This is a genomic window from Sphingomonas oryzagri (assembly GCF_029906645.1).
Taxonomy (GTDB): Bacteria; Pseudomonadota; Alphaproteobacteria; order Sphingomonadales; family Sphingomonadaceae; genus Solisphingomonas; species Solisphingomonas oryzagri.
Genome location: NZ_JARYGZ010000003.1, coordinates 62,372 through 83,099 on the forward strand (window position 1 = coordinate 62,372; position 20,728 = coordinate 83,099).

Here is a 20,728-nt window from a genome sequence, read left to right on the forward strand (position 1 = left end):
GCTTTCCCGAAAGGACCGACCATGACCGACCTCATCCTCGTCGAGCAGACGGAGGCGATCCGTACGATCACGCTCAACGCGCCCGAGCGGCGCAACCCGATCTCGGACATAGCGATGGTCGATGCGCTGTGCGACGCGATGAAGGCGGCCGATACCGATCCCGTCGTGCGTGTCGTGGTGCTGACCGGCGCAGGGAGTGCCTTCTCCTCCGGCGGGGACGTCAAGAAGATGGCGCCGGGGCAGGGCCTGCGCGACGCTCTGCCGGTCCGCACGCGGAGCAATTACCGCGAGGGCATCCAGCGCTTGCCGATCCTGTTCCAGTCGCTCGACGTGCCGGTGGTCGCGGCGGTCAACGGCCCGGCGATCGGCGCGGGCTGCGACCTCGCCTGCATGTGTGATGTCCGCATCGCGGGCGAGAGCGCGAAATTCGCCGAGAGCTTCGTCAAGGTCGGCCTGATCCCCGGCGATGGCGGCGCCTGGCTGCTGCCGCGCATCGTCGGCTTCTCGAAAGCCTGCGAGCTGGCGCTGACCGGCGATGTGATCGACGCGGCCGAGGCGCTGGCCTGCGGCCTCGTCTCGCGCGTGGTGCCCGATGCGGATCTGCTGCCGACCGCCCGCGCGATGGCGGAACGGATCGCCGCGAACCCGCCGCACGCCGTGCGCCTCACCAAGCGGCTGCTGCGCGAGGGGCAGACGGCGTCGCTGACGGGGCTGCTGGAATTGTCCGCCGCGCTGCAGGCGCTGGTCCATGCGACCGGCGATCATGACGAGGCGGTACGCGCCTTCACCGAGCGGCGCACGCCGGTGTTCAAGGGCGCTTGATCGGCCGGGGCGGTGTGCAATCCGCCGATGGTGACCCCAACGGTCACTCAGTAATCGCAGCAAGGTATTGGTTTAACGCCGGACTTTCTCTCCGGCAGCATTCCCATACCATCACAAATACCAGCCGTCTATTGGGATCGACTGGGCTGACACGGTGCTTCTTGAAGCCCATGGCAGGCCATCGCGGTGGGGATGGATGTCGGTATTGTCGCTTGCGGTTGTCGTGCAGGCGAGTGGGCGACACCAAGCCGTCAGGCAGCAACGCGCTCATTCCCAGCCGTTTCCAGGCCCGAGAGCCTTTCCTGTTTCCCGTCGGTCTGCTTCCAAGCGCGATCCACATCGTGGTCGGGGTTGGAAGGGCACCAATTGCAGCTTTGCCATCGGGCAAGTTTCGGGTGACGATGATCGCATTGCTGGTCTTCCGGTCTGGCGAATTGACCGGGCGAACCATTCCCGTCCTATAAGGCGGCCGCCAGCCGAACGCCATCAATCGAGCCGAGCGCGTGGCGACGAGAGGTTGTCGTATGCTTTTCACCGTTGACTTCGACAACCGCCGCTCGGTGTCCAATCTCTCGATTGACTCCAGAACGTCGCGGTCGTGGCTCAGTCGGCCAGGCCTTCCTTGTGGATGAGCGCCACGCCATGCCCGTTCGGGTTAGGGTGCGGCTCATAGGGGATGCCGAAGATCGTGCCGCGACCAAGCACCTGACGCGCGTCCGCGTCGGCCTCGAGAATGGCCAGCTTCTCCGGCATGACCCTGATCAGCAGCGGTTCGCGACCCTCCGCTCGCGACCGGTCGATCAAATCCTCGAGTTGCCCGATCAGCGTCATGTCGTCTCCATCAGTCGGCCGCCGACGATCACAGGCGAGCAAGAACTACAACGCGCCACCAACGTCTTCGGCGCATTCCGATCGACGGGCGGCATCGGCCGACGCCTACCATCCGCATGCGGATCACGGAGATGCGCGCCGTCTTGGGATTGCTTCGCAACGACTGATTTGGCCATATCGGGGCGCGGGCGAGGGCCGCCCTTGGGGGAATTCATTGAACAAGATCATTATGAGCGTTCTAACCTGCGCGGTGCTGGCGGGCTGCACGAACCATCCCAAAACCGATGCGGAGTTGAAGGGCGAGGCTGAAAACGCCGTCGACCAGAAGCTGAACACTCAGGCAACCTTTTCGCTCATGGAATCCGTCGCCTCGCAGGACATCGCTTGTGGCCACGTGTCCGCGGCGGAAGCGCCCGGCCGTGGAGGGGTCGATCAGGATTTCGTGTATCTGCACGACCGACTGATCATGGACGATGATCCCGATTTTGATCAGGCGGCAATGAAATGCGATATCGCGGCGGGTGGCGGCAACTCGTCGGATCTCGACAACGCAACCGATTAAAGGTGGGCGTCGAGCCGCCGGGAGCGGGATTTCGGTTGCGAAACGGAACTCAAGGGCGCATCGCATTAGAATGCGGGAGTGGAGTGACGAGGAGCGGCAAGCGCTACGCGATCTATGCGCTCAGGGGCTGCATATCGAACGCATTGCGAGCGCGATGAAGCGTCGTCAGACCGAAGTTGCGCAGGAGGCGGTGCGGCTTGGCCTTGAGGTTAAGCTGTCCCGCCCGCGGTATTGCTGAAAGGGCGGGTCACGGTTCTCCGGCGACCGCACCGTCTCTGGGAACACGCCGCTGGGCCCGCGGGGCGGCAACCCAAGCATCCTCGGCCAAGCGAAAAACGCGAATGTCGGGGGGGTGAGGATCGATCTCCCTGATGACGTATAAGCCCCCCGCCAGGTGCATGACATGGGTCTAGCCGCTCAGCGCCAATGTCGGCCGTTCCGCGGCCGATTTGGATATCCCGGTTGCTGCCGTTCTGATTTTTGGCAATTCGTAACGCACGAGCAGAGGTTCGCCGAACGGATGCGGCCCGGCGCCTCAAGGATCCGCGGGAATCGACGCTGCGGGTCGCTATCCGGATCCAACCGACCGCTGGACCTTGGTCGAAGCAGGGAAGGTATCGCCTTCGCGATTAGCAAATCGTCAATCCGTCCGTGAGTTAGATCAGTTTGGAGGTTGTCTGATCGGCGATGAAGAACTGGATGCATTTCTCCCGGCAGCCCGAGATCGTGCTCGCGCAATATGCCGAGTTGAAGCGTCAGGTGCCGCTTCTCTATGCCCTGCTCGTCCTGAACGCATGCGCGGTCGGCTACACCCACTACACTTTCGCGCCCGCGTGGACCACGTTGGGATTTCTAGGTTTCCTGATCGTGGTTTGTGGCTGGCGGATCGCGCGCTGGATTGCGGCGCCCGGCGCGGGGGAAATCGCTGTGTCCGACGCGCGCGCGCAACTTATCCGCACAACCCTTCTTGCAGGGGTTCTCGGCGCTGTGTTCATCGCCTGGTCTTTGCTCATTGATCAATATGGCGAAGCTGCTGAGCGGGGACATGTGGCGCTGTTCATCGCAGCCACGGTCATCGGATGCATTTTTTGCCTCGTCTATCTGCCGCAGGCCGCTTTGCTCGTCACCGCGGTCGTCACTCTTCCGTATCTGCTTTATTATACATTACGCGGTGATCCGGTTTTCATCGCTATGGCGCTTAACATCGCACTGGTATCGGGCGTCATGGTGCGTGTCCTCCTGAACAGCTTCAATGGCTTTAAGGACATGATCGAATCGCGGTCAGCGTTGGCGGCTAAGCAAGGGGAGACAGAACGTCTCAGCATTGAGAATGCGCGTCTCGCCCACACCGATATGCTGACCGGTTTGCCCAATCGAAGGTATTTTTTTAATTGCCTCGAGGAAGCGCTGGCCGCCGCACGTGCAAGCAAATCGCGCGTTGTGGTCGGCGTCCTTGACCTCGACCGCTTCAAACCAGTGAACGACACCTATGGCCACGCCATGGGGGATCGGCTGCTTGCTGATGTCGGCAAGCGACTGTCGAGCATTGCGTCCGCCGAGACGCTGCTGGCACGGCTAGGCGGCGACGAGTTCGGCCTGCTGCTGACCGGTTCGGTTGGCGACGTTCAGGCGGTAGGTCAGACGATCTGCGACATGCTCGCGGTACCCTTCGTGATCGATGGCCAGCGTATCAACCTCGGCTGTTCGGCAGGCTTGGCGGCCTATCCGGAAGCAGGAACATGCGTCCACGAGCTGTTTGATCGCTCGGACTATGCCTTGTACCATGTCAAGAGTGTCAAACGGGGCAGGTGCGCGCTCTTTTCGCTGGAACATGAAACGCTTATTCGATCGGAGCGTGCGATCGAGGCCGCGCTTCAGGCGGCGGACTTCGAGACAGAACTCGGCGTCGTCTATCAGCCTATCATCTGCCTGAATACGCAGACGGTTATCGGTGTCGAAGCTCTTGGCCGCTGGACCAGCCCAGCAATAGGCGCGGTGCCGCCGGACCGGTTCATCACGACCGCGGAACGCGTGGGAACGATCCATTCCCTGACGCTCATGCTGTTCAAAAAAGCCCTTTCCGATTTCAGGCGGATGCCAGCCGGTCTCCGGCTTTCTTTCAACCTTTCGGCATATGACATCACCTCGGCCGAATGTCTCGATCGATTGATGGCGTTGATCGTCGATGCCGGCGTGAATCCTGGTCGCCTGACGTTCGAACTGACAGAGACGGCATTAATGCGCGATTTTGAAGCGGCGGTGAGCGGTATCGAGGCTCTGCGAGCACTGGGTGCACGAGTAGCACTAGACGATTTCGGAACGGGGTATTCGAGCCTCGGTTATCTCAGGCAACTTCCCCTCGACACAGTGAAGGTAGATGGAAGTTTCGCGCTGAATGTCACCGAACAGTCCGGGCGCAATATCCTCTCAGCGATCCTCGGCCTATGCCGTACACTCGGTCTTGAATGCGTTATCGAGGGCGTCGAGAGCGATGTTCAACTGGCGGCCTTGCAAGCGCTCGGATACCGCGCTGCGCAGGGTTATCTCTTCGCCAGGCCGATGTCGTTTCGATCCCTTTTGGATTGGTGCGATGGCGCCGGCACAACTCGTGGCACCGATGCGGAAGCAGCTTGACGTCACTTCGTCTCAACTGCCCACCGGGATTGCTGTCGACGGGACCAAGATCAGGAGCAGCGGTAATGGAAAGACTTGGACTGAGCGGCCGTATCATCAGCGCGCTGAATCGTGCAGAGATCCATGACCTGGAAGCTCTTTTCGCCCACGATCAGGCTGCACTGGCTCGCGTTCCGGGGATTGGGCGCGCCAAGCTTCACGAATTGAAACGAGCAATGCTCGATCATTTCGGTTCGGACAGGGCCCCGCAGGATCCTCAAATCATTCGGCAAGCGCTGATTGGGCGGCATCAGGAGGCGATCGCGCAGCTGAAGTACCGTCGTCGTGAGATCAATCAGCAAATTTCCATTCATAACCGATCGATCAAGAGTCTACAGGAATCATCGATCGAGCGTCTGCGATCGGCCCCAGCTCAATGACCGCCGCCCCTTGAGATCGTGACCCGCATTCGACCAAGGTCTGTGCATCGCGATGGGTTCGGTGCGTCATCCTTAACACGCCCGAAGGGTTGAGCTGGTATCGCGCTAAATCTGAACCTTAGACGAGCCCATCAGTGCAGATCGCGACAAAATTTCAACGCCAGCTTCCGAGGTTCTTGCGGGACGCATTCGACGTCATGACCGGGAGCATCCCCGTAGCGAGCATTCCGACGCGTCCGTCCGTTTGGCGCGCGATCTGGCCGGTCTTGTCCCTGGCGACGGTCGCGGTGGTCAGCTGCGGGATAATGGTCAGTATCCTTGTTGCGCGTATGGATGCCGAGGCGGCGGCCGAAAAGCGGCAGATGATGTCCGGCGCCTATGAGCGAGAGATAGAAGCGCTAAGACCGACTGCGCGGGATTATACGCGGTGGGACGATGCCGTGACCCATCTCTATGGCACCGTCGATCGACGATGGGCTGCTGCCAACATCGGCGGAAGCTACATCAATTTCGTTCTGGACCACGATGGCTCGACGTTGTTCAGCGCAGAGCCGGACAAAAGCGAGCCTCTACTCGATCGCGTCGCTCCGGGCGCTAAAGCCGCTTTGATGGCAAGCTTTCCGCGAACAGCGAGACAGGTCGCTGCGACGGGTATCATTGCCATCATCGGCCAATATCGCGGTCGCCCCGCTGTTTTTGCCGGCGGCCCTATCATTCCCGGCGACCTCGGCGGTGCGATGCCGCCTGCTCTACGCTACGGAGTTGTCGTCCGAACGCTTGATGAAAAGGTTGTTGCCGGCTGGGAGAAGGCGTTCGATCTGCCGGGGTTACACTGGGTCGACAAAGCGTCGGGCTCTCCCGATGAGATCCTGGTGAAAGATAAAGCCGGGAAAACGGTGGGTGTGCTCGCCTGGAAGCCGGTCCGACCGGGACGATCGGTGCTCTTTTCAATGCTGCCGCTGATATTGGGTTCGAGCGCCCTCATCGTCGCAGCCGCGTACATGCTTTCCCGCGTTGTGCTGCGAACCAACGCGGCGTTGACACGGCAAACGTCCGCGGCACGCTCTGCGGCCGAGGTCGAGCAGGCTGCCCGGGAGGCGGCTGTCTTGGCCCAGCAGAGAGCGGAGGCAGCACTTCGATCGGCTGATGAGCAGCGGACTCGCGCGGAGGCACTGGCAAAGCGAGAAGTGGAAGAAGAGGTCCGTCATCGGCAAGAGCTTAGAAAATCGTCATCGGAGATTGCCCAGGCAGTCGACAGCAGACTGGGCGACCTGGTTTCCAAGCTTCTGGAGAAAGCCAGTGCCCTGGAAGGGAGCGCCGAACGCACTCTGTCATCGGTCGTCGAACGTGAGCGCGACGCCGCCGCGGCCCAGCGTGCGAGTCTGCTGGCGACCGACGCGATGGCGGAAATAGCGCAGCGCGTGTCCGAGATGGTCGCCACCACTGGGCAGATCCGGGAAGAGGCCCGCACCACGCAACAGGCAGTCGAGCGAGTCGACGGACAATCCCGCGCAGCGACAAAGGCGAGCCTATCTCTTCGTCACCATGTCGATGCCATCGCCCGTGTTGGAGAGACAATCGAACAAATTGCGCGACAGACTAACCTGCTGTCGCTCAACGCCACGATCGAAGCGGCGCGGGCCGGAACGCAAGGACGCGGCTTTGCCGTGGTCGCCAGCGAGGTTAAATCACTGGCGGAGGATGCTGGCCACAACGCCGCCGACATTGTGCGAAAGGTCGAGGAGGTGCAAACCGCTGCCGCGGTAACCGCGGGAATGGCCGAAACCGTCCACGGTCTTTTGCAAGAAGTCGGTAGATCGGCAGCGGAAACAGCAGCTGCGGTCGATCATCATAAGGCATCCGCACAATCCATTCTCGAGACGAGCGCCCTGATCGACCGAGAAACCCAGACCTCTCACGAGTCGATCTCCGAAATTGTCACGGGTTTGAAACACGTCTCGAGCGAGGCAAATACTACGCGCGCCGTGGGCATCTCGATTAGAGAAGATGCGCTTGAACTTAAAAGAGAGCTTCGGAATTTGCTTGCTGGCCTGAAGGACGCCGCAAGTCATTGATTGAATGAGCGACCAGAGCATATCAGTGACTTGGTCGAGGTCACTCATTTGCGGTAGAGCAAAGATCTTCGATCTGTGTTTAGGTTTCGGAGGGGATAGAAGCAGTCGGGCCTTAGCATCCAGCCCAAGCTATTGCGTGACCTACCCATGAGCGTCTGCTAAGGCGGTAAACCGTTATTCGCATACTATCCAGCAGACGGGCAACAGCGCGCCATAGTCGGTCATAGACTGTCTTCAAGACGCGGCCCAGAAGCTGCCGGGCGGCTATCGAAAGCTGGCAGCTAGTCTTTCGTTGCCTTGAAGCGCGATCGCGGCAGACGTCTGATCGTTGCGCAACGATCACGTGCCTCCACGTAAATGAGCCGATGCCTTCTCGGGTTGGAACCAAAGCTGGACGAAGCGTTGGATTGCCATGACGATCAAACAGGTTGCAGCTCTTCCTTATCGCATGGGTTTCGATGGACGCCCGGAAGTGATGCTCATCACATCACGGAGCGATGACCGACATTGGCTACCGCCAAAAGGGCATTTGATTGATGGTCTGGAACCTCACAACGCCGCAGCCCAGGAAGCACACGAAGAAGCTGGCGTGATTGGTGAAATATCGGAAAGGCCCATTGGCGCGTATCGCGCCCAGAAAATCCGTACGAACGGACAATCGGACGACCTCGAGATCGCACTCTATCCGATGCGTTTCGTGCGTCGCGAGGCTGATTGGCCGGAGAAAGGGCAGCGCGCAATACTCTGGTTCGATCCACAAGATGCGGCCCGCGCGGTACGAGAGGCTGGCTTATCGCGCCTACTTTCGGAATTTCGGCCTTTTTGACACCAGGCCTCAAGGACGCCGCAACCTGAAAATGGATATCGTCACGAACTGGTGATGCACGGGCGGCGTCCCTGCACCGGCGTCAATGAGCGCCATCCAATGGTTGGCGTTGGATCACGGGCGCAACGGATGGATGTACCTTTAGGCCTGTAGCCGTAGAAGGCATTGATGGAAGAGGAACTGAGCGACGCGCACTATGAAGCCTTGGCGAGCATTCGCCACGAGCTGCGGCGTTTCCTGCACTTCAGCGAGCAGGCTGCGTCCGCATCGGGGGTGACAGCGCAGCAGCATCAGGCGCTTCTCGCCATCAGGGCGTCGGGCGGCTCGATGCTCGTGGGAGCGCTGGCGGATCATCTGCTGCTTCGACCTCACAGCGCGAGCGAGCATGTCGATCGTCTCGTCAAGCTGGGCCTTGTCCGCCGCGGCGGCGGCACGACGGACAAACGACAGGTCCCGGTCGAACTGACATCGGAGGGCAAGGCGATGCTGGCATCGCTCTCCCGCGTGCACCGTGAGGAGCTCCGGCGGATACGCCCCTTGCTGACTCAGCTCATCGAGACGCTCTGACGAGCGAACTGGTAGCTTTGTTGGATCTGGATGTGGGGAGCCGCGCCACCGGGGTTCGGCGCGGTGCAGACATGACCGAGCAATCCGTCTCCAACGCCATAGACCAATCCATACAAAGCCAGCTCTCGGCCGCTTCTCCAGGCCTCAGTCACGATTGGGTGCTGCAATAGCGCTTGCACCTGCTCGATCACATTGAGTTCGCACAACCTGTCCAGCTTCGTACCCCGCGAACAGCCAGCGAGGTCATCGTGGCGTTGGCCATATAATCGACGAACAGGCGCCAACCACTGTGCGACCGCGTCAGCCGGTTCGGTGAGAACCGCTTCGATCCCGCCGCAGCCGTAATGGCCGACCAGCAGGATGTTATCGATGCCCAGCGCATCGACGGCGTAAGCGAGTGCGGCTGTGAAATTCGGATCCCCGGGCTCAGCAAGATTGGCGACGTTGCGGTGAACGAACATCTCGCCTGGATCGAGATCGACGATCTCGGTCGCCGGAACCCGGCTATCGGCGCAGCCGATCCAGAAGTAACGGGGGCGTTGTTGTCCGACCAGCCGAGCAAAGAAGCCCGGATCGCTGGTCGTCTTTCGTTCGGCCCACGCTCGGTTACGGCGGAGAAGATCCGGGACGGGACCATCCGCAGCGTCGGCCGTCATGTCGGCGAGTGAAGGTTCGGCACGCGGCCTCGCGTTTTGCCCTTGGTTCCGTCCTTAATCAGACGGCGCAGGCGATCCTGCTCTCGCCATGCTCGACCCACCGGGAGCAGTGCGAGAGCGCCGATCCCAAGGAAGAGGATCACCATCTGGACGAATGGGCGTCGTGCGGCGCCGGGAATGATGAACAGTGATGCCAGCACCAGCCAGGGGCCGAGCTCAGGCAACCGCATCCACTTGAAGACGTGCCACGCGGCCCAGGCGACGAGCGCGGCAGCAACAATGCCGCCGAACACCTGGAGCAGACAATTGGCAAATACGACGAGCATATCGCGGTCCCCCTGCTAGTCCGGGCAGCATCATGATATAAATATCGTAGAGCGATATATGTTCCCGATCAAATCTATTTCGCGAAGCGGGAGCGGGCAGTTTCGGCCTGGCGGTGCGCGCTCCGCGCCTTGAGCAGATCCTGCCTCGACAGGATGCCGACGACGCGACCGGTTTCAGCTTCCACGATCGGTACGCGGCCGATACCGGTTTCTATGATCATATCCGCGATCAGACCGCACGGCGTTTCGGGATGCGCCGCGGGCTGCGAGACGTCGGACAGCGTTTCGGCGAGACTGACATCGCCTTCCGGATCGGTGACCCGCCAGCGGAGCGCGTCCGTGCGCGAGACGAGGCCGAGCAGGCGCCCGTCAGCATCGACGACTGGATAGCTGCGATGCTTTGCCTCATCGGCGAAGAAAGCGCTGGCCGCTGAGATGCTCATCGTTCCAGGCAGCGTATCCGGGTGGGGCGTCATCAGCTGCCCTGCCTGGAGGAAATCGAGCGGATCGACGGTATATTCCTGCAGGATGTGTCGGCCGCGCCGGGCGATCTTCTCGGTGAGGATCGAGCGCCTCATCAGCAGGACGCTGACCGCATAGGCACCACCGGCGCTCGCGATCGTCGCAGGAAGACTGGCGAAGTGGCCCGTCAACTCGGCCGCGAAGAGCGCGCCCGTCATCGGTGCCCGCATCGCGCCGCTCATGATCCCTGCCATGCCGATCATCGCCCAGAAGCCGACATCGCCCGGCAGCGCGTGGCCAAGCAGGCATCCCGTGGCTCCCCCTAAGATGAGTAGCGGCGCAAGTATGCCGCCGGACGTGCCCGATCCCAAGGCGATCAGCCACACTATCGCCTTCACGAACAGGAGTGCCAGGACTACGCGCATGGCGAGACTGCCGTCGAGCAACGCCTGGATGCTGGCATAGCCCGAGCCCAGCACATGCCGATCGACGAGGCCACCGATGCCAACGAAGATCGCACCGATCGCAGGCCACCACATCCAGTGGACGGGCAGGCGATGGAACAGGTCTTCCACGCGGTAGAGCGTCGTTGAGAGCAGAGCCGCTTCCAGGCCGACGATCAGCCCGATGACGGCGGCTGCGGCCAGCACCCAGAGGCCGCCGGGCTGCGCGGACGCGGTCGCGAACATGGGGCCCGCGCCGATCAGCGTCGGTCGCCAGGCAAAGGAGACGAGCACGGCGACGACGACCGGCACGAAGCTGCGCGGCTTCCATTCGAACAGCAGTACTTCGATCGCCAGCAGGATGGCGGCGAGCGGCGTTCCGAAAATCGCGGTCATGCCGGCGGCGGCGCCCGCCACGAGCAGCGTCTTGCGTTCGGCTGCGCTCAGATGGAAGCATTGGGCGAAGAGCGATCCGATCGCCCCTCCGGTCATGATGATCGGCCCCTCGGCGCCGAACGGTCCGCCGCTGCCGATCGAAACGGCGGCGGAGAGGGGCTTAAGCAACGCAACTTTGACAGACAGACGGCTCTCGCCGAACAGGATGGTCTCGATCGCCTCGGGGATGCCGTGGCCCCTGATCTTTTCTGAGCCGTAGCGCGCCATCACGCCGATGATCAGGCTGCCGATCAAGGGGATGGCAAGCACCGCGAGCCCGACGGCACTGTCGGTGATGAGCGCTGGTGCGGCGGACAGGCGCCCGAACCAGAACAGGTTGGTGGCGACCGCGATCATCTTGAGGAGGGTCCAGGCGCCAATAGCCCCGCCCGAACCGACCACGACCGCCATGGCCGCCAACAGCAACATGCGCGCATCGACGCTGTGATCGGCAAGCGGGCGCCGGGCGAAATGGTCGGAATTGATCGCTGTCACTACGAGTCCCAAAAAAATGTGCGAGCCAGATATATCGCATACCGATATAGAACAAGGCGCGACATCGATGGTTGGAGCGCGGACGGTCTCCGGAGGCATGGTGTGTCGACCGGAGCATCAGCGGAGGAGATCCGGAATGAAGGCTGCCAGCATCCTGGAGACGATCGGAGGGACGCCCCACCTCCGCTTCGCCCGCATGTTTCCCGACGTCGAAGTGTGGATAAAATCGGAGCGCGCCAATCCTGGTGGCTCGATCAAGGATCGCATCGCCCTTGCCATGGTCGAGGACGCGGAGCGGACGGGAAAACTCCGGCCGGGCGGTACGATCATCGAGCCGACCAGCGGAAACACCGGGATCGGCCTCGCCATGGTGGCGGCCGTCAAAGGCTACCGGCTCATTCTCGTCATGCCCGAAAGCATGTCGATCGAGCGCCGCCGCCTGATGCTCGCTTATGGCGCGACGTTCGATCTCACCCGGCGCGAACAGGGCATGAAGGGGGCCATCGAGCGTGCCGCCGAGCTCGCCAGGTCAATCGACGGCGCCTGGATCCCCGGCCAGTTCGAGAATCCGGCGAATATCGATGTTCACGCCCGCACCACGGCGCAGGAGATACTGGACGATTTCCGTGACGATCCGCTGGATTTCCTGATCACCGGTGTCGGGACCGGCGGACACATCACAGGCGTAGCGCAGGTGTTGAAACCAGTTTGGCCAGATCTGAAAGTCTTCGCCGTGGAGCCGACCCTGTCGCCGGTCATCTCCGGCGGCCAGCCCGGTCCCCACCCGATCCAGGGGCTCGCGGCGGGCTTCATTCCCGCCAACCTGCACACGCGGCTCCTCGATGGCGTGATCACGGTCGAGGCGGCCGCTGCCAAGGAGATGGCGAGGCGCTCGGCGCGGGAGGAAGGGGTGCTGGTCGGAATCTCGTCCGGCGCGACGCTTGCGGCCATCGACCAGAAGATTTCGGAGGTCGGCGGGAATGCCAGGATATTGGGTTTCAACTACGACACCGGAGAGCGCTATCTCTCGGTCCCGGATTTTCTGCCAGGAGCGGAGCAGATATAGGCTCGATATTCCGCGCCACCGCTCTCCGCTCGCGGGGATCGGCGCCTGAGTTGTCTTTTCGCGCTCCCGCAGCGTAAATCGCAAGGCTGATCGGGAACCGAGTTTTGGTCGATGCGGCATGCTCTGTCGCGTTTGGGAGCGGGCTAAAAGAATGAATGGTATGAAGAGCGCGCTGTCCGACAGGCAGGCGCTATGGGCCTTTGTGCTGGGTTGCCTGGCGGTGACGGCGGGCGTCTGCGCCCACCTGCCGATGTTCGCCATGGCGCGCGGGATGCACTACCATCTCGCGGGCATGCCGATGACCAGCCTGATGATCGGCGGCATGGGCCTGATCCTGGGCGGACTCGGCGTTGCCGCCTATGGCCTGCTGCCCCGCAATCTGAGCACGCATCGTCTGTCGACCGCTAACATCGTCGTGTCCGCGCCGGAAGATGCGCCTCTCGGCCTCTCCCACTTCGCGCTGATGCTGGTGCTGGTGATCGCGCTTGTGGTCGACGTGATGAAGCCTGCCGCATTGGGTTTCGCGGTGCCGGGCATGAAGAGCGAATATGGCGTGGCGAAATCCACCGCATCCCTCGTCGCCTTCTTCGCGCTCGTGGGCACGGTGGTCGGTTCCGTCGTCTGGGGTTTCCTGGCCGACATCTATGGTCGCAAGGCGACGATCCTGCTGTCCGCGGTCTTCTTCGTGGGCACGGCGATCTGCGGCGCGATGCCGAGCCTCGCGTGGAACATCGGCATGTGTTTCATGATGGGCGCGGCCGCCGGCGGCATGCTCCCCGTCACCTATGCTCTTCTCGCCGAGATGATGCCGACCCGGCACCGGGGATGGGCGCTGGTCATGGTCGGTGGCCTCGGCGCCGTCGGAGGCTATTTCGCGGCGAGCGGCGCGTCCGCACTGTGGCAAGCCACCTACAGCTGGCGCATCCTGTTCCTGCTTAACTTGCCGACGGGCCTGCTCCTCGTTCTGCTGGGTGTGTTTATCCCTGAATCGGCGAAGTTCCTGATCGCTCGTGGGCGGACCGACGAAGCCGAGGCCGTGATGCGGCGCTTCGGAGCGACCGCTCGACGTGTCAGAGCGGAACCCGATCCCGAACGTCCCGCTTACCAGGCACTGACCGGCCTCCACCTTTGGGGCAAGCTCTGTGCACTCAGCCTGGCGGCCTTGTGCTGGGGCCTGATCAATTTCGGGCTCATGCTCTGATTGCCCGGCGATCTGCAGGAGAAAGGCTATTCGGTCACCGTCGCGAGCGCATTGCTCGCCAAGTCTGCCCTGATCTCGTTTCCGACCGTCTTCCTCTGCGCGTTCCTCTACAGTCGCTGGAGCACCAAATGGTCGTTGGTGACGATGATCGCGATCACCATGGTTGGACTGGCGCTGATCCTGCGCCTTGAACTTGTAGGCCGTGGCGACCCGGTTTTGCCCGTGGCATTGTTGATCGTGGGTTCGAACGGTGTCCTCGCAATCCTGTTGCCTTATTCAGCCGAGAGCTTCCCGATGGCTGTTCGCGGACGCGCCACGGGCTGGGTGGCTGCCTGCACCAAGGCCGGCGGCGTCGGTGCGCAAGCGCTCGCCATCTGCGCGCTTGCGCCGCCCATGGGCCTGTCGGCAGCGTTGATCCTGATACCGACGGCGATCGCGATGGCGCTCATCGCATGGTTTGGTCGCGAGACGCGCGGTCGGGACCTGCGTGACCTTGACCGCAGCGATATGGCCATGCCTGGTTGATGCGGTTTGGCGAGGGCGTAACACTGCCATTCGTCGCTAAAGGTGCGATATCGTACCCACAGCGCCGATCGGTCGTCTCCTATAGGATTTGCGAAGCCGCATGCCGAAGGCCGGCGCGCAATGGGGTCATCGCAGTCTCATCGGCCTTCGCCGAATGGACGACATAGGCCGAATAGGAGAATTCGGGCGCTTCGGACACCTGAACAAGCCGGCCATCATCGAGGTAGGGCTTGACGAAGCCTCGCCTGAAATAGCCGCTTCCGCCCATCGCGAGGATATAATCCAGCGCGAGAGGCCCGTGGCTGACCGATATGACCGGGTTGGCCTCGTCGGGAAGGGCGGCAAAGTATCGCTCGGCGAATTCCGGCCCCCAATCGATCCAGACCTGGCTTGCCGGATCGGCGGTTGGGGCAGGCGACACCGTTCGCACGAGGACCAGCTTCTCTTCGAAGAGAAGCTCTGCTGCGATCCCGACGCGGCGAGGAGCGGCGTAGAGCACCGCTGCATCGAGCGACCCGTTCTGGACCTGCTCCATCAGTTCGTCGGCGCCCGCGATCTGGACGTGCAACGCGTAATGCGGACATTCGCGACGCATCCAGCACATCCAGGCGGTGATGAGCGGGTTCCACAGGCTGAGTTGGGCACCCAGCATGATCATCATGTCCTTGCCGTCGGGGAGCGCCACAACGCGCCGCGCACGGTCCCAGGATTGCACCATGGTCGTCGCGAAGCGCAGAAAGCGCTCGCCCTCGGGCGTGAGGCGTGCACCGGCCTTGTTGCGGTGGAACAGGGTCCGCCCGAGTTGCTCCTCGAGCACGCGGATGCGGGCGCTGACGGCGGTCTGCGTGAGATTCAGGCTGGCGGCCGCGCTTACGAAATTCCCGGTCCTGACGATCTCAAGGAACGTGCGCGCCGCAGCGATGTCCATCTTCAAACCTTTTGCAGTGAAGGTGCAATAATATGCATTTGCTTGCAGTGAATGGCCAGCCGACAAACAGGAGAGAGCCGCAGGTGGGACCGGAGCGGCAAAGTCGAGGTCATCCCGCGATGCCGCCACGTTATCCTTTCGTGAAGGGCGCGTTGCTCACGTTGGCGGTGTCGGCGGGCTGGCTCGTTCTCTACATCGTCAACGAGACCCGGCGCGTCACGCCGACAGGAGTTTTCCTAGCCATGCTCGTTGGCGCTCCCGTTGCGGTCTGGTATTTGCGGACCTACGCGGATCGCCGTTCGTCCTGATTGCCGGAGGGCATGGCTGTGAGCGATGAGCTTTCTTCGCCCGTTTGCTACGCAGGCCATGCCGACGATCGGTACATGGGATATGCGGCGCGCGACGAGGTGGTCGATGCGCTCAACCGCTTGATCGAAGCCGAGCGTGCCGGTTCCCGCATTGCGTCTGCCTGGCGCAAGGATCCGGCTTTCGGCGATGGCGCAGCGTTTCTGTCGATGCTGAGGCTAGAGGAAGCGCAATGGTGCGCGATGCTGATCGGGCATGTGAGGCGGCTCGGTGGAACACCTTCTTCGAAGGCCGGACTCTTCCTTGCCAAGGCGATGGCGATGGAAGGCGTGTCGCAACGCCTCGCATATCTGAACAGGGGCCAGGCATGGGTCGTGCGGACCCTCGATGAACTGACCCCGCGAATCCGCGATGAGTGCCTCCATGCCGATCTCAAGCGCATGCGCGATGGGCATCTCGTCAATATCGCGTCTGCTGATGTCCTGATCGCCCGTCAGGACCAGCCGCCGCCCAGCGCCTGAAAGACAGTGATCTGATCCGCATTGACGTCGGCCTCGGCCGAGGCCGACGCGGCGACGGCGGCGATCCAGCTGCGCTCGGAGTCGAGCGCCACGAGACCTCCGACGCGGCCGCCCTTGCGAAGCTCGCGGGTGCGGGCCATCACCACGGCGGCCTGCTGCTCGGACTGACGAAGCCGTTTCAGCCTGACGAGCGCCGCCGCATAGGTGTCGAGCGACGTTTCGGTTTCGCGCAGCGCGGCGAGCACGGTGCCGTCGAAACTGGCGAGGCTGGCCTTGGCGCCGGCTTGCGAAGCGGCGATCCTGTCGCGCACGGCGCTGCGATGCAGGTCCCAGCTGATCGCGGGGCCGACACCGAAGCGGTTGGTGAGTGCGGACAGGGCATCGACGGCAGCGCCGGTGGACCCCAAAGTCGCGCCGAGCCGGATATCGGGGTAGAGAGCGGCGGTGGCGACCCCGATCCGTGCCGTTGCCGCCGCCAGCCGGCGCTCGGCGGCGCGGACATCGGGCCGCCGCCGGAGCAACGCTCCTCCGTCTCCGGTCGGAATCGGATTCTTCAGCTGCAGCGGCGCGGCGCAACTCAGCCATGCCGGATCGTAATCGCGGGGCGGTATGCCCATCAACGTCGCCAGCCGAAACGCCGCATTGCGCTGCCGCGCGGCGAGCGGCGCCAGCTGCGCCAGACTGTTTTCGATCGCACCCTGCTGGCGCTGTTGCTCGAATTGCGGAGCCCGCCCGTTGCGGACCAGCGTCCGCGTCAGGGTGAGCCCCTGCTGCTGGACGGCGATAGACCGGCGCAGAACGTCGAGCTGCCGCCCGCCGTTGCAGATGTCGGCATAAGCGCGCGTCGTCTCGGCGGCGACCGAGACCCGCGCGAGATCGCGGGCGGCGACCACCGCCTCCTGGTCGGCGGATGCGGCTTCGATGCCGCGCCGGATGCCGCCGAACAGATCGAGGTCGTAGCTGATCCCGATGCCGCCGTTGTAGGTGTAGCGCTCCGGCGGCTGGACGTGCTGGAGCGCGGCCTCGGCGGATTGCTGGACATAATTGACCTCGACGTCGGCCAGCCCGCTGAACCGGCCGGACTGCGCCTCGGCGAGAAGGGCGCTGCTGCGCTCGAGATTGGCCTCGGCCACGCGCAGATCGGTGTTCCTGGCCAGTGCCTGCTCGACAAGCCCGTCGAGGCGCGGATCTTCGTAGAGCCGCCACCAATGATCGGGGAGCGGCTCGGCCGTAACCGCCTCACCGCCGGACAGAAACGCGCCCTGCGCCGCGGGCGCGTTGACGATCGCGGCTTCGGGCACCCGGTAATTCGGGCCCACGGCGGCGCAACCCGCCGTTACGAGGGCGATGGCCAGTGCCAGCGGGTGCCGTATCCTCACCACGGCAGACTCCGGCGGACGGTCGCGTCGCCCGGCCTGCCATGGATCTCGACCGATGCGGTTTGGCCGGGGATCAGGCGGACGCCCGGCGGGATGCGATCGATGACGATACGCACCGGGATGCGCTGGGCGAGGCGAACCCAGGTGAAGGAGGGATTGACGTTGGCGAGCTGCGCGTCGGTCCCCTGGCGCTCGCGATCCTCGACACCGCCGGCGATGCTCTCGACATGGCCGCGTATCTCGTTGGCGACGCCCATCAGGTAGATGCTCGCGGGATCTCCGACATGGATGGCGGGGAGCTTGGTCTCCTCGAAATAGCCTTCGACACGCAGCGAGCGATCGTAGACCAGCGCCAGCGCCGCCTTGCCCGCCGTCAGGTACAGGCCCGGCTGAAGATCGACGTTGGAGACGGTGCCGTCGACCGGCGCGCGCACCAGCGTCCGATCGAGATTGAGCGCCGCGAGATCGCGAGCCGCCACCGCCTGATCGACTGCGGCGCGCAGCTGCGCGACCTTGGCGGTGCCTTGCTGCGTTACCTCTTCGGCGACGACATCGGGCATGGCGCGGTTGCGACGGTCCTCCTGGGCGGCCTCGGTCAGCGCCGCCTTCTGGGTGGCGAGGCTGGCACGCGCCTGCGCGAGCGCCAGCTGATAGCGGGGGCGATCGATGACGAGGAGGATCTGCCCCTTCTTCACCGGCTGGTTGTCATGGACGAGCACGTCCGTCACCAGGCCTCCGACGTCGGGGGCCACCGGCACGATATCCGCCCGGACCTTGCCGTCGCGGGTGATCGGTTCGACCTGGTAACGCTGCCACAGCGCATAGATCGCGCCGAGAATGACGAACAGCAGCAACCCGGTGACGAGGGTGCGAACGATAGCGTGCCAGCGGATCATTCAGGAGATTGCCCATCGCGGGAGGAAATCGTCGGCGAGGGTTGCGAGACCCAGCCAGATGAGGAGGAACAGCGCCAGTTCGAGCAGCGCCGGATGCCAAAGGATGCGGTGCAGCGGCAGCCGCAGCAGAAGACCACGCAGCAGGAAGGTCAGCATGACCGCCACCACCGCCCAGACGAGCGCCGCCGGCATGTAGACGCCGAAGACATGGAGTTCCTCGATCATGCCCTCGCCTGCTGGAAGGGCGTGGCCCGTGGGAAGAGGTTGCAGCGCATGCCCACCATCGCCAGCAGCGTCGAGGGATAGATGCCCGAATGCGGATCGATGCCCTGGTCGATGGCGTCGTCGATCGCAGTAAGCAATGTTGCGTCCGGCTTGATCGCTTCGCCGGCCTTCAGCCTTGCGCGGAACATGGCGCTGAGTTGATCGAGCAGCCTGTCGATCGCGGCCATCGCGTTCGTTCCGGCATGCTCGACGCCCCCGCGGATTTGCACGATGTTGCGCCCGACGCGGAGATCGGCGAGCCCATCGGCCGCGTGCAGGGCGTCTCCGGGCGCCGCCACCGCCATGCGGGCCGCGACCTGGCCGAGCCGATCCACGGCACGCGCGGTCCATGCATCGGCGGCCGGGACGGCGCGGGGATCGGCCAGCGCTTCCAGGTCACGCCAGTTCGCCCGGATGATCCGGTGCGCGGTCCAGCGCGCGTTGGCGGAGCGGAACAGCCGGGTGACGGCGAGCGTGGTGACGATGCCGCCGACCTGGGCGAGCCCGGTGTTCGCGAAGGCGGAGAAGTCGATCGTGAAGCGGTCGAGGAAGCCCATCGCCACGATGAAGCAGGAGAACATCGGCAGTGCGTGGGCGGAGCGCGCCGGATCCGCCTGGATGTATCCCATGCCGATCAGCGCCGGCGCCAGCGTGACGATCAGCATCTCGGCCCCGTCGACACGGGGCAGGATGACGAACAGATACAAAGCGGCGAGCGGAAAGGTGGCGAGCGTCGCCGTCAGGTAGCGGCCGATCACTGGTGCCGGATCGTCCTGCGCCGCGAACGAGCAGGTGATGAGCGCCGCGAAAGCGGCTGTCGCAGACCCGTTTGGCCACGCCAGCAGGATCCAGACCGCGCAATAGATCATGACGGCGGTGGCGGTGGCGGCGCCTGCCAGCGCCGCGAGGCCGTGATCGCGGGCCAGCGGGAAATGCGACGCGGCCGGCAGGGCCTCGCGCGCCGCGATCGAGGCATCGGGATCGTCGAATCGGCGAACGAGAAAGCTTGCCTCATGCAACGCCGCCATGAACTCGGCCATCCGGTCGCACAGGCTGGCGGCGAGCAGCGAGTTCCAGTCCCCGTTTCGGACGCGCGTCGCGGCGACGGCCCGGCATTGCGCGAGCAGCCCGTCGTCGAGCGGGTCGGGCATGTCGGCGTTGCTCAGGCCCAGGATCACGGTCTGCACGAGTGTCCCGATCTCGGGATCGACGGCGTCGTGCGCGCGCAGCTGGTCGAGCCGGTTGGCGGCGGCAGAGGCGAGCGGGAGGATCGTCGCCAGTCGTTGCTGGAGCGCGATAACCGTATCGCGCGTCGCCAGCGCGAAACGCTGGTCGAACGGCAGGTTCACCGCGATCATGCCGAGCTCGGTCACATCACTCGCGAGCTTGCGGCGATGCTCATACTCGAGCGCGGTATGACGGGTGCCGAGTGCCTCCGCCGTCCATCTGGAGGCATCGGCCAGGAAGGTGCGGGCGCGCTGGTGGATAGCAGGCCGGACGTTCCACGGCTGCAGCACCATGTGGGTGACCGTCACGCACAGGATCGCGACCGTCATCTCCTCGACCCGCGAGATGGTGGTGGTGAAGATGTTGCCGGGATCGTCCAGATAGGGAAAGCTGATCACCGCCGAGCTGAACGCCGCCATCTGGAACAGGAAGGCGCGCGGTGTCCGGTCGAGTACCGCTAGATAGATACACAAGCCGGTCCATGCCGCCAGGCAGACGACAAGCAGGATCGGCGAATTCTGGAGATTGGGGACCAGCGCGATCGTCACCAAGGCGCCGGTCAGGATGCCTCCGATCCGATAGAAGACCTTCGGCCGGAACGCACCCGCCATCGGCTGCGCCGTCACATAGACGGTCAGTAGCGCCCACCAGGGTCGTGGCAGGCTCGCGGTGAAGGCAATGATCAGGGTTGCGGCAGCCGCGATGAAGCTGCTCAGCGAAAAGAGCAGCTTCCGTGAATCGATCGCCAGAGCGCCGGATACTCCGCGATTTGCCCGGAAGGCATGCGACGCGGGCGAAATGCGCCCCGGAGAGGAAGATGTCGAAGCTACGCTCATGGCAGGGATCCGTCGCGCGAGGCGAT

Annotated in this window: 21 protein-coding genes; 12 read left to right on the forward strand and 9 right to left on the reverse strand. The window is 63.6% G+C overall.

From position 1 onward, the window contains the following. Positions 1 to 21 precede the first annotated feature (21 nt). Complete coding sequence (locus QGN17_RS17215) at positions 22 to 822, forward strand: crotonase/enoyl-CoA hydratase family protein (RefSeq protein WP_281045838.1); 801 nt, start codon at positions 22 to 24, stop codon at positions 820 to 822. A 603-nt stretch (positions 823 to 1,425) separates the two neighbouring features. On the opposite strand, the gene QGN17_RS17220 is transcribed toward QGN17_RS17215, so the two are convergent. Further along, positions 1,426 to 1,653, reverse strand: a complete 228-nt coding sequence (locus QGN17_RS17220) for a hypothetical protein (protein WP_281045839.1) — start codon at positions 1,651 to 1,653, stop codon at positions 1,426 to 1,428. 214 nt (positions 1,654 to 1,867) lie between these two features. Between QGN17_RS17220 and QGN17_RS17225 the strand changes: the two genes are divergently transcribed. The 6 genes from QGN17_RS17225 (at position 1,868) to QGN17_RS17250 (ending at position 8,736) form a co-directional block, all read left to right on the forward strand. Further along, positions 1,868 to 2,215, forward strand: a complete 348-nt coding sequence (locus QGN17_RS17225; RefSeq protein WP_281045840.1) for a hypothetical protein — start codon at positions 1,868 to 1,870, stop codon at positions 2,213 to 2,215. Positions 2,216 to 2,902: 687 nt separating this feature from the next. After that, a complete protein-coding gene (locus QGN17_RS17230) occupies positions 2,903 to 4,849 on the forward strand; it encodes a putative bifunctional diguanylate cyclase/phosphodiesterase (protein WP_281045841.1) in 1,947 nt (648 codons plus the stop codon). Positions 4,850 to 4,914: 65 nt separating this feature from the next. Next, positions 4,915 to 5,268 carry a DNA-directed RNA polymerase subunit alpha C-terminal domain-containing protein gene (locus tag QGN17_RS17235; protein ID WP_281045842.1) on the forward strand — a complete coding sequence of 118 codons (354 nt, stop codon included), beginning with the start codon at positions 4,915 to 4,917 and terminating at the stop codon, positions 5,266 to 5,268. 176 nt (positions 5,269 to 5,444) lie between these two features. Next, positions 5,445 to 7,343: a methyl-accepting chemotaxis protein gene (locus tag QGN17_RS17240; RefSeq protein ID WP_281045843.1), complete on the forward strand. Its 1,899-nt coding sequence runs from the start codon at positions 5,445 to 5,447 to the stop codon at positions 7,341 to 7,343. Positions 7,344 to 7,755: 412 nt separating this feature from the next. Beyond that, positions 7,756 to 8,169 carry an NUDIX hydrolase gene (locus QGN17_RS17245; RefSeq protein ID WP_281045845.1) on the forward strand — a complete coding sequence of 138 codons (414 nt, stop codon included), beginning with the start codon at positions 7,756 to 7,758 and terminating at the stop codon, positions 8,167 to 8,169. A gap of 168 nt (positions 8,170 to 8,337) precedes the next feature. After that, positions 8,338 to 8,736, forward strand: a complete 399-nt coding sequence (locus tag QGN17_RS17250) for a MarR family winged helix-turn-helix transcriptional regulator (RefSeq protein ID WP_281045846.1) — start codon at positions 8,338 to 8,340, stop codon at positions 8,734 to 8,736. Here the strand turns inward: QGN17_RS17250 and QGN17_RS17255 are convergent. The 3 genes from QGN17_RS17255 to QGN17_RS17265 all read right to left on the reverse strand — a co-directional run bounded on the left by QGN17_RS17255 (position 8,715) and on the right by QGN17_RS17265 (position 11,487). Continuing rightward, positions 8,715 to 9,392 (reverse strand): carbonic anhydrase, encoded by a 678-nt coding sequence (locus tag QGN17_RS17255; protein WP_281045847.1) that lies wholly within the window; start codon positions 9,390 to 9,392, stop codon positions 8,715 to 8,717. The two genes, QGN17_RS17250 and QGN17_RS17255, sit on opposite strands and share 22 nt — an antisense overlap. Next, a complete protein-coding gene (locus tag QGN17_RS17260) occupies positions 9,389 to 9,718 on the reverse strand; it encodes a hypothetical protein (RefSeq protein WP_281045848.1) in 330 nt (109 codons plus the stop codon). The genes QGN17_RS17255 and QGN17_RS17260 overlap by 4 nt, the downstream gene beginning before the upstream one ends. Before the next feature lie 74 nt (positions 9,719 to 9,792). Continuing rightward, positions 9,793 to 11,487, reverse strand: coding sequence for a chloride channel protein (locus QGN17_RS17265; RefSeq protein WP_281046046.1), 1,695 nt, complete (start codon positions 11,485 to 11,487; stop codon positions 9,793 to 9,795). 202 nt (positions 11,488 to 11,689) lie between these two features. On the opposite strand from QGN17_RS17265, the gene cysK reads away from it, so the two are divergent. The 3 genes from cysK to QGN17_RS17280 all read left to right on the forward strand — a co-directional run bounded on the left by cysK (position 11,690) and on the right by QGN17_RS17280 (position 14,345). Next, the gene (gene cysK / locus QGN17_RS17270) at positions 11,690 to 12,619 is read left to right on the forward strand and encodes a cysteine synthase A (RefSeq protein ID WP_281046047.1); all 930 of its coding nucleotides are present in this window, start codon (positions 11,690 to 11,692) and stop codon (positions 12,617 to 12,619) included. Positions 12,620 to 12,779: 160 nt separating this feature from the next. Beyond that, positions 12,780 to 13,820 carry an MFS transporter gene (locus QGN17_RS17275; protein ID WP_281045849.1) on the forward strand — a complete coding sequence of 347 codons (1,041 nt, stop codon included), beginning with the start codon at positions 12,780 to 12,782 and terminating at the stop codon, positions 13,818 to 13,820. Further along, positions 13,821 to 14,345 (forward strand): MFS transporter, encoded by a 525-nt coding sequence (locus QGN17_RS17280; protein ID WP_281045850.1) that lies wholly within the window; start codon positions 13,821 to 13,823, stop codon positions 14,343 to 14,345. It abuts the gene before it with no gap. A gap of 79 nt (positions 14,346 to 14,424) precedes the next feature. On the opposite strand, the gene QGN17_RS17285 is transcribed toward QGN17_RS17280, so the two are convergent. After that, complete coding sequence (locus QGN17_RS17285; RefSeq protein ID WP_281046048.1) at positions 14,425 to 15,273, reverse strand: LysR family transcriptional regulator; 849 nt, start codon at positions 15,271 to 15,273, stop codon at positions 14,425 to 14,427. 119 nt (positions 15,274 to 15,392) lie between these two features. Here QGN17_RS17285 and QGN17_RS17290 point away from each other — a divergent pair, with 119 nt between their 5' ends. Both QGN17_RS17290 and QGN17_RS17295 read left to right on the forward strand, forming a co-directional pair. Next, a complete protein-coding gene (locus QGN17_RS17290) occupies positions 15,393 to 15,581 on the forward strand; it encodes a hypothetical protein (protein ID WP_281045851.1) in 189 nt (62 codons plus the stop codon). A 12-nt stretch (positions 15,582 to 15,593) separates the two neighbouring features. After that, on the forward strand, positions 15,594 to 16,100 hold the full coding sequence (locus QGN17_RS17295) for a DUF6306 domain-containing protein (protein WP_281045852.1): 507 nt from the start codon (positions 15,594 to 15,596) through the stop codon (positions 16,098 to 16,100). Here QGN17_RS17295 and QGN17_RS17300 read toward each other — a convergent pair. From QGN17_RS17300 to QGN17_RS17315, 4 genes are read right to left on the reverse strand one after another with little or no spacing between them, the layout of a single operon-like run. Further along, positions 16,073 to 17,479, reverse strand: a complete 1,407-nt coding sequence (locus QGN17_RS17300) for an efflux transporter outer membrane subunit (protein ID WP_281045853.1) — start codon at positions 17,477 to 17,479, stop codon at positions 16,073 to 16,075. The two genes, QGN17_RS17295 and QGN17_RS17300, sit on opposite strands and share 28 nt — an antisense overlap. Continuing rightward, positions 17,476 to 18,375, reverse strand: a complete 900-nt coding sequence (locus QGN17_RS17305; protein WP_281045854.1) for an efflux RND transporter periplasmic adaptor subunit — start codon at positions 18,373 to 18,375, stop codon at positions 17,476 to 17,478. Before QGN17_RS17305 ends, QGN17_RS17300 begins: the two co-directional genes overlap by 4 nt. After that, entirely contained in the window at positions 18,376 to 18,600 is a 225-nt protein-coding gene (locus QGN17_RS17310) for a DUF1656 domain-containing protein (RefSeq protein WP_281045855.1), read from the reverse strand. Next, positions 18,597 to 20,702 (reverse strand): FUSC family protein, encoded by a 2,106-nt coding sequence (locus QGN17_RS17315; RefSeq protein WP_281045856.1) that lies wholly within the window; start codon positions 20,700 to 20,702, stop codon positions 18,597 to 18,599. The genes QGN17_RS17310 and QGN17_RS17315 overlap by 4 nt, the downstream gene beginning before the upstream one ends. Between the last annotated feature and the right edge of the window lie 26 nt (positions 20,703 to 20,728).

What these genes read in the sequence shown, in the direction of transcription:
- QGN17_RS17275 (WP_281045849.1), top strand. Translation starts at nt 12,780, where the DNA reads ATGAAGAGCGCGCTGTCCGACAGGCAGGCGCTATGGGCCTTTGTGCTG.
- QGN17_RS17295 (WP_281045852.1), top strand. Translation starts at nt 15,594, where the DNA reads ATGGCTGTGAGCGATGAGCTTTCTTCGCCCGTTTGCTACGCAGGCCAT.
- QGN17_RS17315 (WP_281045856.1), bottom strand. Translation starts at nt 20,702, where the DNA reads ATGAGCGTAGCTTCGACATCTTCCTCTCCGGGGCGCATTTCGCCCGCG.
- QGN17_RS17230 (WP_281045841.1), top strand. Translation starts at nt 2,903, where the DNA reads ATGAAGAACTGGATGCATTTCTCCCGGCAGCCCGAGATCGTGCTCGCG.
- QGN17_RS17250 (WP_281045846.1), top strand. Translation starts at nt 8,338, where the DNA reads ATGGAAGAGGAACTGAGCGACGCGCACTATGAAGCCTTGGCGAGCATT.
- QGN17_RS17260 (WP_281045848.1), bottom strand. Translation starts at nt 9,718, where the DNA reads ATGCTCGTCGTATTTGCCAATTGTCTGCTCCAGGTGTTCGGCGGCATT.
- QGN17_RS17290 (WP_281045851.1), top strand. Translation starts at nt 15,393, where the DNA reads ATGCCGCCACGTTATCCTTTCGTGAAGGGCGCGTTGCTCACGTTGGCG.
- QGN17_RS17265 (WP_281046046.1), bottom strand. Translation starts at nt 11,487, where the DNA reads ATGTTGCTGTTGGCGGCCATGGCGGTCGTGGTCGGTTCGGGCGGGGCT.
- QGN17_RS17235 (WP_281045842.1), top strand. Translation starts at nt 4,915, where the DNA reads ATGGAAAGACTTGGACTGAGCGGCCGTATCATCAGCGCGCTGAATCGT.
- QGN17_RS17305 (WP_281045854.1), bottom strand. Translation starts at nt 18,375, where the DNA reads ATGATCCGCTGGCACGCTATCGTTCGCACCCTCGTCACCGGGTTGCTG.
- QGN17_RS17255 (WP_281045847.1), bottom strand. Translation starts at nt 9,392, where the DNA reads ATGACGGCCGACGCTGCGGATGGTCCCGTCCCGGATCTTCTCCGCCGT.
- QGN17_RS17220 (WP_281045839.1), bottom strand. Translation starts at nt 1,653, where the DNA reads ATGACGCTGATCGGGCAACTCGAGGATTTGATCGACCGGTCGCGAGCG.
- cysK (WP_281046047.1), top strand. Translation starts at nt 11,690, where the DNA reads ATGAAGGCTGCCAGCATCCTGGAGACGATCGGAGGGACGCCCCACCTC.
- QGN17_RS17245 (WP_281045845.1), top strand. Translation starts at nt 7,756, where the DNA reads ATGACGATCAAACAGGTTGCAGCTCTTCCTTATCGCATGGGTTTCGAT.
- QGN17_RS17285 (WP_281046048.1), bottom strand. Translation starts at nt 15,273, where the DNA reads ATGGACATCGCTGCGGCGCGCACGTTCCTTGAGATCGTCAGGACCGGG.
- QGN17_RS17310 (WP_281045855.1), bottom strand. Translation starts at nt 18,600, where the DNA reads ATGATCGAGGAACTCCATGTCTTCGGCGTCTACATGCCGGCGGCGCTC.
- QGN17_RS17215 (WP_281045838.1), top strand. Translation starts at nt 22, where the DNA reads ATGACCGACCTCATCCTCGTCGAGCAGACGGAGGCGATCCGTACGATC.